11 protein-coding genes are annotated in these 12,792 nt (G+C 61.8%); 3 read left to right on the top strand and 8 right to left on the bottom strand.

The features are described from left to right. The first annotated feature begins 33 nt into the window (after window positions 1–33). The 3 genes from araD to ACILSO_RS01485 all read left to right on the top strand — a co-directional run bounded on the left by araD (window position 34) and on the right by ACILSO_RS01485 (window position 3,732). Window positions 34–1,776: an L-arabinonate dehydratase gene (gene araD, locus ACILSO_RS01495; protein WP_395735579.1), complete on the top strand. Its 1,743-nt coding sequence runs from the start codon at window positions 34–36 to the stop codon at window positions 1,774–1,776. Beyond that, window positions 1,773–3,260, top strand: coding sequence for an IS1182 family transposase (locus ACILSO_RS01490; RefSeq protein WP_395735578.1), 1,488 nt, complete (start codon window positions 1,773–1,775; stop codon window positions 3,258–3,260). The genes araD and ACILSO_RS01490 overlap by 4 nt, the downstream gene beginning before the upstream one ends. Window positions 3,261–3,363: 103 nt before the next feature. Continuing rightward, window positions 3,364–3,732: a hypothetical protein gene (locus ACILSO_RS01485; RefSeq protein WP_395735577.1), complete on the top strand. Its 369-nt coding sequence runs from the start codon at window positions 3,364–3,366 to the stop codon at window positions 3,730–3,732. Here ACILSO_RS01485 and ACILSO_RS01480 read toward each other — a convergent pair. The 8 genes from ACILSO_RS01480 to ACILSO_RS01445 form a co-directional block, all read right to left on the bottom strand. Then, entirely contained in the window at window positions 3,729–3,854 is a 126-nt protein-coding gene (locus ACILSO_RS01480) for a hypothetical protein (protein ID WP_395735576.1), read from the bottom strand. The genes ACILSO_RS01485 and ACILSO_RS01480 overlap by 4 nt on opposite strands. Before the next feature lie 61 nt (window positions 3,855–3,915). Beyond that, window positions 3,916–4,683 carry a hypothetical protein gene (locus ACILSO_RS01475; protein ID WP_395735575.1) on the bottom strand — a complete coding sequence of 256 codons (768 nt, stop codon included), beginning with the start codon at window positions 4,681–4,683 and terminating at the stop codon, window positions 3,916–3,918. Between the two features lie 298 nt (window positions 4,684–4,981). Beyond that, a complete protein-coding gene (locus tag ACILSO_RS01470; RefSeq protein WP_395735574.1) occupies window positions 4,982–5,986 on the bottom strand; it encodes a hypothetical protein in 1,005 nt (334 codons plus the stop codon). 473 nt (window positions 5,987–6,459) lie between these two features. Next, window positions 6,460–9,051 carry a secretin N-terminal domain-containing protein gene (locus ACILSO_RS01465; protein WP_395735573.1) on the bottom strand — a complete coding sequence of 864 codons (2,592 nt, stop codon included), beginning with the start codon at window positions 9,049–9,051 and terminating at the stop codon, window positions 6,460–6,462. Window positions 9,052–9,071: 20 nt separating this feature from the next. Beyond that, window positions 9,072–9,824, bottom strand: coding sequence for a hypothetical protein (locus ACILSO_RS01460; protein WP_395735572.1), 753 nt, complete (start codon window positions 9,822–9,824; stop codon window positions 9,072–9,074). Beyond that, window positions 9,821–10,375 (bottom strand): hypothetical protein, encoded by a 555-nt coding sequence (locus ACILSO_RS01455; protein WP_395735571.1) that lies wholly within the window; start codon window positions 10,373–10,375, stop codon window positions 9,821–9,823. The genes ACILSO_RS01460 and ACILSO_RS01455 overlap by 4 nt, the downstream gene beginning before the upstream one ends. Next, entirely contained in the window at window positions 10,362–11,603 is a 1,242-nt protein-coding gene (locus tag ACILSO_RS01450; RefSeq protein ID WP_395735570.1) for a hypothetical protein, read from the bottom strand. The genes ACILSO_RS01455 and ACILSO_RS01450 overlap by 14 nt, the downstream gene beginning before the upstream one ends. Beyond that, window positions 11,600–12,568, bottom strand: a complete 969-nt coding sequence (locus ACILSO_RS01445; RefSeq protein WP_395735569.1) for a general secretion pathway protein GspK — start codon at window positions 12,566–12,568, stop codon at window positions 11,600–11,602. The genes ACILSO_RS01450 and ACILSO_RS01445 overlap by 4 nt, the downstream gene beginning before the upstream one ends. Window positions 12,569–12,792: the final 224 nt, after the last annotated feature.

Here is a 12,792-nt window from a genome sequence, read left to right as displayed (position 1 = left end):
TTACACCCTCTGAATCTTGTTACTTCTCTCCTCATGTCCTCCCCTATAGATCCCGCACGCAAAACTCCTGAGCAACTTCGATCCTGGCGCTGGTATGGCCGTGATGAGCTTCGCTCCTTTGGGCATCGGTCACGGGCGAAGCAGGCTGGGTGGGGGAGTGAGGATATTGTGGGGAAGCCGGTGATCGGGGTTTTGAATACGTGGAGCGATTTGAACTCGTGCCACATGCATCTGCGGCTGACGGCGGATGCGGTGAAGCGTGGGGTGCTGCAGGCGGGCGGGCATCCGATGGAGATCCCGATCATGTCGGCGGGCGAAATGCTGACGAAGCCGACGGCGATGTTTCATCGCAACTTTCTGGCGATGGAGACGGAGGAGATGCTGCGGGCGAATCCGATCGACGGGGCTGTTTTGCTGGGGGGCTGTGACAAGTCCACGCCGGGGCTGCTGATGGGCGCCTTCAGCATGGACATTCCCGTGATCTACATGCCGTGCGGGCCGATGATCAAAGGCAACTGGCGTGGCGACACCCTGGGCAGTGGCAGTGATGTGTGGAAGTACTGGGATGAAAAACGTGCGGGGAATCTGAGCTGGGAGCAGTGGTGCGAGATCGAGGATGGCATCGCGCGCAGCCCTGGGCATTGCATGACGATGGGCACGGCGAGCACGCTGACGGCGCTGGCGGAGACGCTGGGGCTTTGCATTCCTGGGGCGTCATCGATTCCTGCGGTGGACAGTGCGCATACGCGGATCGCAGCGGCAGCGGGACGGCAGATCGTGGAGAACGTGTGGCTGGACCGCAAGCCGTCGGGGATCGTGAGCGAGCGCTCGTTTGAGAATGCGATCGCGGTGGACATGGCGCTGGGTGGCAGCACGAATGCGATTGTGCATCTGGTGGCGATGGCGGGGCGTCTCGGCATCAAGCTGCCGCTGGAGAAGTTTGACGAGATCAGCCGGAAGATTCCGCTGCTTGCGAACATGCGGCCTGCGGGCAAGTATTTGATGGAGGAGTTCTTCCTGGCGGGTGGTCTGCGCGCCTTGCTAAATGGCATGCGCGAGCTGCTGCACACCGATGTGCCGACGATCACGGGCAAGACGCTGGGCGAGGACATTGAAGATGCGATCATCCACAATGAGGATGTGATCCGCACGCCGGCGACGGCGCTGCAGCCGGATGGCGGCACGGCGATTCTGCGCGGGAATCTCTGCCCGGATGGCGCGGTGATCAAACATGCGGCGGCGACGAAGGAGCTGTGCACGCATACCGGGCCGGCATTGGTGTATGACAGCTATGCGGAGATGAAGAAGCACATCGATGACATGGAGCTGGATGTGACGAAGGACACGGTGCTCATCCTGCGCAATGCGGGTCCGGTGGGTGCGCCGGGGATGCCAGAGTGGGGACAGCTGCCGATTCCGAAGAAGCTGATCATGCAGGGCATACGTGACATGGTGCGCCTGAGCGACTGCCGCATGAGCGGGACGAGCTACGGGGCGTGCGTGCTGCACATCGCGCCGGAGAGCGCGGTGGGCGGACCGCTGGCGCTGGTGAAGACGGGCGATTTGATTGAACTCGATGTGCCGAACCGGAAGCTGCATCTGCATGTCAGCGATGAGGAACTGGAGAAGCGCCGCGCCGAGTGGAAGCCCGCGCCGGTGCGGTATCACCGCGGGTATGCGAAGCTGTTTGTGGAGCATGTGACGCAGGCGGATCAGGGCGCGGACTTTGACTTCCTGCAGTATGGCCCTGCGGTGCCGGAGCCGGATATTTTTTGATCGCGTGGCTTGAGGCGCGATTTCGCGAAAGGGATTTGGGCGACGTGCGGCGGCGGGCTGAGGACAATTACGTCGCAGCGGAAGCCGCCGTGCGTTTCATCGATGCGTATGCCGAGTCGCTCGACTTCAAGGCCCTGGGCTTTGAGCGCTGCACAGCCAAGGGCACCGGGCGTCCGCCTTACCATCCGGCCGACCTGCTCAAGCTCTACCTCTACGGCTACCTCAACCGCATCCGCTCCAGCCGCCGCCTGGAGGCGGAGGCTGCGCGCAACCTCGAAGTCATCTGGATGCTGCGCACCCTGCGCCCGGACTTCAAGACCATCGCCGACTTCCGCCGTGACAACCGCAAGGCGTTCAAAGGCGTGCTGCGCGAGTTCAACCTGCTGTGCCGCAAACTCGAGCTCTTTGGCGCGGAGCTCGTGGCCATCGACGGCAGCAAGTTCAAGGCCAGCAACGGCAGGCGCCGCCACTTCAACGCCGAGCAGCTGCGCGAGGTGATCAAACACATCGACCAGCGCATTGATGACTACCTGCGCGAGCTCGACACGCATGATGCAGAGCAGGGGCCGCCACCGCCGCCTTCCTCTTCGCCACCCGCCGGCGGCAGGAAGCCTGAGACCATGGCCGAAAAGATCGCCGGACTGCGCGCCAGCCGCCAGGAGCATGCCGCGCTGCTTGCAGAGATGCAGAAGAGCGCCCGGACCGAAGTCTCGCTCACCGACGCCGATGCACGCAAGATGTGCGACACGCAGCGCGGCGGGTTCTTCATCGGCTACAACGTGCAGGTCGCCGTGGATGCAAAGCATGACCTCATCGTCGCCGAAGAGGTGGTGCAGTCGGCCTGTGATCGAGGCCAGCTCGGCGCCATCGCCCAGGCCGCGAAGACTGAACTCAAGGTGCCGAGCCTCGAAGTGGTCGCCGACAAAGGCTACCATTCGGCCGACGAGCTCGAAGCCTGTGAAGCCGCAGACATCATCACCTATGTGCCTGCGCAGGGCAGCACCAGCGGACGCAGCAGCAGGGACGGCAGCAGAGTGTTTGGCAAGGAGCGCTTCACCTACGACGCGGTGGCAGACGAGTATCAATGCCCCGGAGACAAGCGTCTCAGGCTGCGGGGCAAATGCCGCAGCCACGGCAAGACCGTCCTGCACTATGCCAATGCAGCGGCCTGCCGCAGCTGCCCTCTTAAGGCCCGGTGCACCGGCGGCAGCTACAGGAAGATCCACCGTCTGCGCAATGAAGCCGTGCTGGAGCGGGCAGCGGCACGCATGGCCGGAAAATCAGCGATCAGCGCCCGCAGGCGCGAAGTGGTCGAGCATGTGTTTGGCACGCTCAAGCAATGGGGGCACGGCGACTTTTTGACCCGCGGACTGGAGCGTGTGAAAGCTGAGTTCAGCCTCAGCGCGCTGGCCTACAACCTCAGGCGCGTGCTCAATCTCAAACCGATGAGCGAACTGCTCAGAGCGCTGCCCAAGGCGGCATGACGGGAGTCAACGGGCCTCAAATGCCCTGCACCCTCCCTCTGATAAGCGCATTACAAGCGCTCAGGAAAGCAGCACAGCACTGAAGGCAAAATCGCTTGGCAGAATGCCAGAATTTAACCGGCATTCCGGGCAGGCCTCTCTAAAAAGAGTGTTTTCACACAGCCTGAAGCGCATTACAAGCGCTCAGGAAAGCAGCACAGCACTGAAGGCAAAATCGCTTGGCAGAATGCCAGAATTTAACCGGCATTCCGGGCAGGCCTCTCTAAAAAGAGTGTTTTCACACAGCCTGGACAGCCCGCCCTACCGACGCTGGGCGGCTGATATATTGGGGCGTTGCCATGCGCTGATGGACGGGCGTGCTTACGCCACACCCAGTCCTACTGGCGGACACAAAAAAACCTCCCGGTTTGCACCGGGAGGTTTTGAAAACCTTGAAGGGTTGAAACAATCGTTCAGAGAACGATTGGATTAGAAGCGGACGCTGAGGGTCACGCCGTAGTAGGCCACGCTGTGGAAAGCGGTGGCTGGGCCGCCACCGAAACCAGCGACGTACGGCTGGGTGGAGGAACGGGCTGCATTGGAGAATGGGCCCATTGGCAGGTTGAAGGCGACGTAGGGGGTGAGGGTCGCACGGCTGTTGAGCTTGATTGGGAAATCAAGACCAACGTTCAGTGCGGTCCAGCCGCTGAAGCCATTGGTAGCAGCGCTGGTGCCGAAGAGGCCACCGCCACCGATGAGGTTGCGGGAAGCCTGGGTGAAACCAGCATTGTAGTGCAGGCCGTAGCCAAGACCAGCGTGTGGGACGATGCTGATGGCATCGGTCACAGCGATGGTGGACTTGGCGTTCACGTCGAAGTACCAGCCCGTTGGTGCTGACGCCCAGAGTGAGCTGCTGGATGTCGTTCATGCCGTAGCCACCGGAGATGGGGGGACCAAACTGGTTGAGGCCCATGCCGTTGGCCAGGGCGCCCATGTTGTGGATGTAGCTGTAGCCGAAGCTGACGCTGGCAGGACCAAAGTCATGCGAGACGGCGGCGCCGAGCTGGAGGCGCTGGAAGGAGTTGGTGGTCTTCACCGGACCAGCCAGGGGGGCAGCAAGGGTAGGAGAGAAGCTGTCGTGGTCACCGGCAAGAGAGCCGTAGTCCACATTCCAGAGGAGGGAGGTGCTGCCTGCACCGTCTTCGGAAGCACCGCCGACGAGGAGGAGAGCGCCATTGAGGCCGGCACGGACCCAATGCTGGCCGTAGTTGATGCCACGCCAGACGTAGTTGGAATCATAGCCGAGGGAGGCGGTGATGCCGAGGTCGTCGTTCGCGGGAGGGGGAGCGACTGGGTTCTTAACGGGGGCGGACGGACCGGCCACAACAGGAGTGGCGGCCAGAGCCAGGAATCCCAGTGTTTTCAGCAATGCATTCAATTTCATGGTCTGATCAGGTTGGTACTAGGTTGGGTTGAGGTCGGGACACTCGCATGAATGGGCGCAAAACAAATGTTCTGGTCCACCTTACGGGGGTCGTTCGGCGGCGATGGTAGCCGGGGAGGTGACTCCGCAAAGCCTTTTTTACATTATATTCGATTATGGTAAATTATATTGACTGTAGAAATTTAGTTGATTGGAAAATGGGGAAAATCATTCGCCAGGGGATAAAAAGCAAAAAACCTCCCGGCTGAAGCCGGGAGGTTTGAGGTACCTTGGAAGGTTGGAACCGTGGAAAAAACGGTTAGAAGCGGACGCTGAGAGTCACGCCGTAGTAGGCCACGCTGTGGAAAGCGGTGGCCGGGCCGCCGCCGATGCCAGGAGCGTAGGGCTGCGTGGAGGAGCGGGCGAGATTCTGGAAGGGACCCATGGGCAGGTTGAAGGCCACATAAGGAGTGAGGGTGGCGCGGCTGTTGAGCTTGATCGGGAAGTCCAGACCCACGTTCAGTGCGGTCCAGCCAGTGATGCCCTTGGTGTAGGCGCTGCCGCCGAAGATGCCATTGACGCCACCGCCACCGATAAGGTTGCGGGAACCCTGAGTGAAGCCTGCATTGTAGTTGATGCCGTAGCCGAGGCCTGCGTGTGGGACGATGCTGATGGCATCGGTCACAGCGATGGTGGACTTGGCGTTGAGGTCGAAGTACCAGCCGCCGTTGACGAGATCGTAGTTGGCGCTGGAGGACAGGTTGACCGGACCAAGGTTGGAGCTGACGCCCAGCGTGAGCTGCTGGATGTCGTTCATGCCGTAGCCACCGGTAACGCCGGGAATGGAGTTAAGACCGCTGCCATTGGCGAGCAGACCCATGTTGTGAATGTAGCTGTAGCCAAAGCTGATGCTGACAGGACCGAGGTCATGGGAGACAGCGGCACCGAGGGACAGGCGCTGGAAGGAAGAGGTGGTCGGAACACCGACAAACGCAGGAAGAGTGGGGGAGAAGCTGTCCTGGTCTCCGGCGAGGGAGCCGTAGTTCACATCCCAAAGGAGAGAGGTGCTGCCAGCGCCGTCTTCACCGGCACCGCCGGCGAGAAGGATGGCGCCATTGAGGCCTGCGCGGACCCAATGCTGACCGTAATTGATGCCACGCCACACGTAGTTGGAGTCATAACCGATGGATGCAACGATGCCGAGATCATCGTCCACAGGAGCTGGAGCGATGGGGTTTTTGGGAGCGGGCGCCGTTCCGGCAAGAACAGGAGTGGAAGCCAGAGCCATGAGGCCCAGCGTTTTCAGCATTGCAGTCAGTTTCATAGTCTGAGTCGTTTGGTCGTGGGGTTGTTTGAGTTGAGGTCGGACCTTTCAAGTGCACCGGACAAAACCGATGTTTTGGCACGAGGCACATGAGAGATTCGGGGCGCTGAAATAGAAGGTGTCCCTGTCTCGCGAAAGCTGTTTGTGCCTCCTGATGGGTGGATCAGGTGTCGCCCCTATCCCCCCTCATTGGGGCCTTATCTTTCCGCCCTTGATGAGGCTGCCGGAACAAAAGCAAACGCCGGTTTGCGCGGGTAAGTTTAATCGTTCTGAGAACGATTCGAAGCGATGAGCCCCGCGCCGATGCAGCCAATGCTGCGGGAGGCATTGGGTGGGCCGTTGCCTCCGTCGAAGAAGGGCACGAGAGGGCCACGTTTCCCATGGACCCCACTTGCAAACTGACTGCGATTCAAAGGGGGAAGCGGGCGTGAGGATCGATCTATCCTCGTTCCCACACCAACGGGAATTCCAACTCAGGGCTGGGAGGTTTTCTTGCGGCTGAAGATGGACTTCATTTTGCCAAAGAAGCTCTTTTTAGGTTCAGCCGCAGGAGCCCCAGCGGGGGCGGCTGCAGGGATGGGGGGAGGCAGAAGATCATTGGGCTTCTGGCTTGCGACTGCAGCCGGCCGGGGCACTTCATTTTCAGGCATGCCGGCGAAGGCGGCTGTCTCGTCAAAGTTGCCGCTGTAGTCGCCGAAGCGTGCCTGCTCGAGCAGGAGGGAGTCGGCGTCAGAGAGAATGCGAGGCTGAACGAAGATCATCATCTCGCGGCGTTCCTTGGCCTGGTTGGTGCTGCCGACGAGATACTTGATGAGAGGAATGCGGACGAGGAAAGGAAGGCCGCTTTTGTTGTTGGTGTCCCGCTCGGTGATGAGGCCGCCGAGCATGGCGGTGGCGCGGTCTGCCACGATGAGGTTGTTGGACAGGCCCTGCTCGGAGATGTTGGGCACCTGGTTGCCGCTGATGGTGGTGTAGCTGGCGATGTCGTTTTTCTGCTGCCGGAACTCGAGCATGATCTCGGAGTCGTTGAAGATGTGCGGGGTGATGTCGAGCTGAAGGCGCACGGGAATGTACTGCGTGGTGGAAGTGAAGCCGCCGCCCACCACGCCGCTGGTATAACTCTGTCCAGCAATGGCGACCTGCTGGCCGATGTAGATGCGGGCGGACTGATGATTGAGGGTGGAAAGAGTGGGCTTCTGCAGGACGTGGAAGCGCTTGGTGCTCTCCAGTGTTTGAAGGAAGACGTTGAGATTTTTGTTGATCTGGCCGTAGGCGGTCAGGCCACCCAGCGCGGCAGGACCACCGGTGCCAAGGAAGCCTGCAATGTCCTTCAAATTGGAGGGATTGGCAAAGGCGGTGCCCTGCGTGTTGAGCACACCGCCGACGAGGCCGTCGTTGCCGACCTGCTTCAGGCTTTGAATCCAGTCGAGGCCGAAATTGAAGTTATCGGTGAGGGTGAACTCGCCGATGATGGCGGAGAGCAGGATCTGGCGGGGGCGCACATCGAGTTCCTCGGCAAGTTCTTCCAGCGCCTTGACTTGATCGGGCGGTCCGCTGGCCAGGAATTTGGAACTGCCGGGATCCGCGATGACCAGGGTGTTGGCGATGAGAATGCTGAGGGGTTTCTTGGTGATCTGCAGGTCCAGGGAGCCGGAACTGCCGCTGAAGCCCTGGCCGAGGCCGGAGCCGCTGCCGAGCATTCCTGAGGAGCTTCCACCCAGGCCGCCGAGGCCGCTGTTGAGCCCGCTGCCGAGACCGCCGCCGAGACTGTTGGAGCCAAGGGAGCCGTTGTTGAACCCCTGGTTGTTCGTGTTCTGATTCGTTCCGGTCTGCTGATTGCGCTGCTGAGAGGCCAGGGAATTGTCCTGCCCTTTGAGGTCATTGCGCATGAGGGCCTTCTCCGCGATGGTGAGGAAGGTGGTGAGGTCCAGGTAGTTGAGCTTGCGCGAGAAGTACCGATTGGTGGTGGGGGCGGCATCCAGCTCCCGCACCAGGGACTCGATTTTAATCATGTCCGAGGGCCTGGCGATGACTATGATGCTGTTCGTGCGCGCCACCGCCTGCATGACGGGTTTGACCGAGTCCGTGGAGGTGCTGCCAACGGAGGATGACTGGGAGGCCCCGCCGCCCGCGGCGGAGGGCTGAATGGAGGCAGGCACTGCACCGCCGCTGGGAGCGGAGGGCCTTCTGCTGGGGGCGGAGCCGCTGCTGCCCAGCCCGAGCAGCACGCCGAGCTGCTCGACGATTTCGTCCGCCTCAGCACGTTCGATTTTGATGGTTTTCTGCACCGTCTCCATCGGCGGCTGGTCGATGCGTTTGGCGAGTTCGACGTAAGCGCGAATGGTCTGCGAGGCCTCGGTGATGATAAGGGAGTGCACATTGGGCACGGCCAGCATCTTGCCGTAGGGATGGAGAGGAATGATGTCCTGGAGTGCGGCCTTGGCATCTTCGGAACCCAGATGGTTCAGCTCCATGACAAAGGTCACGACCTGGTCGGTGGCGGGAAGGTCTTCGCCGCGCAGAATCATGGGCACATTCTGGGTGGAAGGAACGGTGCCCTGCTCGGTGGCGACGAGCTTGTCGAAATTGTCGCCGCTGGGAACCAGGGCGTAGCCATGCATGAGGAGACCCTTTTCAATGATGATGCGGTATTCCTCATCGCTGAATTTTCCCGGCACATCGATGGTGACGGTGGAGTTCTCCAAGCCGCGGTCCTTGAGCACGCGGCGACCGGTGACGCGGTGATACTCGGCGATGACTTCCGCGAGCGGGGTTGCGACGAAGGTGATGACATTTTTGCCCGTGTCCGTGGGACTCGCCGGGCTGGTGGTGTCCGCTGCTGCGGGGGCTGGAGCCGGGCCTGCAGGCGCGGCCGGGTTTGCGGGGGTGCCGGGATTGGCCAGGCCGCCGGGTGTGGGAGGGCCCACGGGGTTGGGAGGAAAGCCTGGGCGGTTCGGCTGCGGGCTGGGAATGCCAACGGGCGGGCGGCTCTGCGCAGCGGCATGAAATGGCAGCGCGCCAAGGAAAACCATGAAGAGGAGGAAGAGAGGAAGGTGCTGTTTCATGGCTGGGAGCGCTCAGGAATTTACTGGGCTAGTGCTGGCTGATTGGTCACGGGGGCCACCACTCGAATGCGAGGAGGCACGACGGGAGGAGGGGCGGAGGGCTGGCCCGATGCGGCAGGCTGCGGCACGTTTCTGGGTTGTTGACCCGTGGAGAGCGCGGGCTGGGTGAAGGGGGGCTGAGAGCCGCTGGCTCCCTGCATGGCGGGGACGCCGGGCGGGTTGCCTGCCGCTCCCTGATTGGGAAGAGGAGGAGCCGGCACCATCGGCCGTGTGTTTGACGCGGCGGGATTCCCATTTGGCAGCTGGCGTGGCTGCTGACCCTGCGGCTGAGCGGCGGGGGCTCTGGCAGATTCGGCTGAAGCCACCTGCTTGCTGTAGCTGTCGTTGAAATGCAGAGTGGCCGTCTCAGGGCCGAGCGTGACGTCGGCAGCCACATCCTTCCGGCTGCTGCCATAGCTGATCGAGTTCAACTTCATGCCGCTCGAATGCACGACGCCTTTTTTGAGGGGGATGCGCTGATTGGTCTTGGTGTTGACGATGACCACGGTGGGATCTTCCTCCGCGCCGTAGAACGAGCCGATGGCGAGATCCGCCGCAAACGAGGCCGTCGCTGCGACGACGGGAGCTGTCTTCAGAGTGAACGGGTTTTTGTTCCAGCCGGCTTCATAGCGGTCCAGCGGATAGGCGGCGGGAGGAGCAAAGCCGTCAGGCTCCTGCTGCGCGAGGAGGCGCACGCAGGGGAGCAGCAGCAGAAGCAGACGAGGGAGGCTCATGATTCGGGAGCCTCCTTGGGTGCGGTGGCTGCGGACGCAGGTGCGTAGAACCGGCTGAATATCACCGTGCATACCACGGCGGATTTGTCTGCTTCATCGGGAGTGATTTTCAAAACGGAAATGGCGCGGAATTTCGAGGGCTCGAGCATTTCATGCAACCAGCGGAACATGGCGGGCAACTGCCCTTTCAGCGTGAGAGAAACGCCCACTTCGCGATAGAACGGCCGCGTCACGGGCTCCTGCAGCGCCCGCTTCTGCACCACAAGGTCGTTTTTGGTGGCGGCTGTCACCAGGGTGTCGAGGAGTTCGTTGCTGGCCTGGCTCTCGCTGGTCATCGAAGGCTGAGTACTCTGCAGCCAGTTCTGGCGCGCATGCCAGAGATCTTTGTCCGCCAGCATGCCATCCGCTTCAAGCTGGCGCAGGGCCAGTGACTCCTCCCGCCGCTCGATGAGATGCTGCTTGCGAAGCAGGAACTGGGAAAGGATGGCGCTGCCAGCCACCAGGGCCAGCACGACCAAAATCGTGAGGAGCCTGCGTTCACTGGGCTTCATGTCCTGTGGCGCCTCCGGTTAAAGTTCCTTCTGCGCGAAATTCAGCACGGTTGTCCTCATCACGGATGCGAGGCTGGGGGACGTTCCAGCTGTAACGCTGCAAGGGGACACAGGCGAACAGCTTGTCCCTGAACAAGGTGGCCATATTGACGGAGGCGGCCTCGCCACTGATGACGATGCGCTCTGCATTGACTTGAAACTCCTTCAAACGGATGCCTTCATCCGGGAGGAGCGAAACGACCTGATGAAACAGCTCCACGGGATAGAGATCGGGATTGATGGCAGGCTCCACATCCATCCACTGCTGCTGGGTTTCACGAACGCTGTCGATCTCCGGCTGGGCGGCGGCCAGGACGGCCTCGGTACGCAGCAAACGGGTCTCGCGCAGGCTGAGGCTGGCCCACCAGGCGCCAAAGAAGGCGAGGTAGATCATGGCTGCGGCCGCCATGAGAAGCACCCTCTGGCGGCGCTGCTGCTTCTGCCTGCGGATGTGCACCATCTCTGCTGGAAGCATGCCGGAAGGCTGGGCGGGGAGAACGGGAGCGGGGCGCTGGTCTTTGATGATGTCCGCAGCCTCAAAAAGGCAGGCCAGCTGCGGAGCGAAGTCGGGCTCGCTGTGGGTCCAGATGTGCAGGGTCTGGACGGCCTCAGCAAAGCCGTGCGCCTGAAGGGCGGCATGCAGATCCCGCAGTTCAAAGGCAGCGTCCGCATCCAGGCTGCGTGAGGTCAGCGTGGTGACGTGCAGCAACCTGGGGCCGTGGGTGAAGGCCGCCACGAAGCGTCCGAGCTCCTTCCATACGGTGATGGCATCCGGCGGCAGCGGCAGCAGGCAGGCGCTGGGCTCAAACCACTCCGGGGAAAGACGACGCCAGTCCGTGAGCATCGATTCGCCATTCAAGGCCACGGTGGCGATGAGCATGCGCTTGCCCGATTTTGCAACGGTCCAGTGCACCCACGGTTTTGCCTGGCCTTCGCTGGCAAGTCCCAGACTTTCCCAGCGGAGGGAGACTGCATCCGCAGCATCGGCGCTGCCCTCGCTGAGCAGCAGCCAGAAAGGGGAGCTGTCAAAAGCCAGGGTTTCGACGGCCGCCACGCCGCCTGTGGTGGCGGGCGCATCTGGGGTGAGCTGCAGCTGCTCACCGGACGCGCCGGTCCACGTCTCCCAGGCTTCCTCTCCCGGAAAACGTAGGAAATGCCCGGACTGGCGTTTCAACTGGAAGCCGCTCATGAGCGCCTCCTTTCAAGCATGAACTCACGCCATTCCGCAATGCGGGCACCGCCGCCGCCATCGCGCACAACTGACACCGCGATGCCGGCGCGTTCATCGCCAGCCGTTCCGATGCTCTCAATGCGCAAGGTGGGGCCGTGCAGGGTCAGCATTGGGAGAATCTGAGCCGCGCCCGGACCGCCTATGCCCAGCAATGCGACGACTTCATCGAGACTGTTCAAGGCCCGGTCATCCTCCGTGTGGGGCAGGCCGTCGAGACCATTGCGCAGGCTGACAAGCTGCTGGGCATTGGACAAAGAAGCACCCGTCAGCGCTGCCAGCACTTCCGCCGATGCTTCATTCACATCGAGCTGACCACTGCCGCGCAGGGTGAAGAGCGAGCGCCAGTCAGGGCGGACCTGGCGAATTTCTTCGATGCGGGCCACCAGATCCACTTCATCCAGGCTGGCCAGCGGGCGGTTGGAGGGGCGGTCACGAAAACCGAGGAACTCGTAATCGGAGCGCTCTGCGCTGTCCGGCCGGATTTTGAGGTCGTCCGCGTCGGTCCAATCCAGCAGGCTGGCGGCAACCCCCTGAGCATTCGCGGGAGAGAGGCCCCACGAGATGAACATGCGCTCAAGAACGGGCAGGCGGTCCTGTGTGAGCAGGCGGTTGAGATTCAAACGGGATTCTTCAGTGGTGACGACGGCATTGAAAGATTCGATCGCGGAAATGCTGGCGGAGAGGGCTGGATCGCCGGGTTTGACCATGGGATTGACCGCCACAGCCACACCCATCTCGGCGAGCTGCCGTGCGCGCAGCAGTCCGATGCGGGTCTGCTGCATGCCGGCATGCTGCATGGAAAGCCCCATGGTCGAAATGATGATGAAGGACAGCACCGTCACCAGGCAAAGCACGGCCAGCAAAGCCGAGCCAGCGGCAATGCGGATCTGATGGTGACGTCGGACTGGGGGCGTGGGCCTCATCAACTACGTAGATTACCCTGTCTGGCGGTGAAGGCCATATGAATTTCGCCATGGAGCCGGGGTCCGCCTCGAGGTTCGCGGACGGGTGTTCGCGGGGGGCACCCACCGTCCCGTCTGCGCGGTGGCTGCGCGGAGGTGAATGCAGGCAGAAAAGCGTGCCAATAATGTTGCACCTGGAATCTGGATTCGTGGCTCACGAGCCAGATTTTGAACTCCGCTGCGAG

Origin of the sequence: Prosthecobacter sp., from assembly GCF_044226605.1 — a bacterium.
GTDB lineage: Bacteria > Verrucomicrobiota > Verrucomicrobiia > Verrucomicrobiales > Verrucomicrobiaceae > Prosthecobacter.
The sequence above is the reverse complement of the archived record's forward strand: the minus strand, read 5'-3'. Positions and strand labels throughout refer to the sequence as shown.

Excerpts from the sequence above, each read along its gene's own strand:
- araD (WP_395735579.1), top strand. The coding sequence starts at position 34 with ATGTCCTCCCCTATAGATCCCGCACGCAAAACTCCTGAGCAACTTCGA.
- ACILSO_RS01485 (WP_395735577.1), top strand. The coding sequence starts at position 3,364 with ATGCCAGAATTTAACCGGCATTCCGGGCAGGCCTCTCTAAAAAGAGTG.
- ACILSO_RS01480 (WP_395735576.1), bottom strand. The coding sequence starts at position 3,854 with ATGGGCCCATTCTCCAATGCAGCCCGTTCCTCCACCCAGCCGTACGTC.
- ACILSO_RS01475 (WP_395735575.1), bottom strand. The coding sequence starts at position 4,683 with ATGAAATTGAATGCATTGCTGAAAACACTGGGATTCCTGGCTCTGGCC.
- ACILSO_RS01470 (WP_395735574.1), bottom strand. The coding sequence starts at position 5,986 with ATGAAACTGACTGCAATGCTGAAAACGCTGGGCCTCATGGCTCTGGCT.
- ACILSO_RS01465 (WP_395735573.1), bottom strand. The coding sequence starts at position 9,051 with ATGAAACAGCACCTTCCTCTCTTCCTCCTCTTCATGGTTTTCCTTGGC.
- ACILSO_RS01460 (WP_395735572.1), bottom strand. The coding sequence starts at position 9,824 with ATGAGCCTCCCTCGTCTGCTTCTGCTGCTGCTCCCCTGCGTGCGCCTC.
- ACILSO_RS01455 (WP_395735571.1), bottom strand. The coding sequence starts at position 10,375 with ATGAAGCCCAGTGAACGCAGGCTCCTCACGATTTTGGTCGTGCTGGCC.
- ACILSO_RS01450 (WP_395735570.1), bottom strand. The coding sequence starts at position 11,603 with ATGAGCGGCTTCCAGTTGAAACGCCAGTCCGGGCATTTCCTACGTTTT.
- ACILSO_RS01445 (WP_395735569.1), bottom strand. The coding sequence starts at position 12,568 with ATGAGGCCCACGCCCCCAGTCCGACGTCACCATCAGATCCGCATTGCC.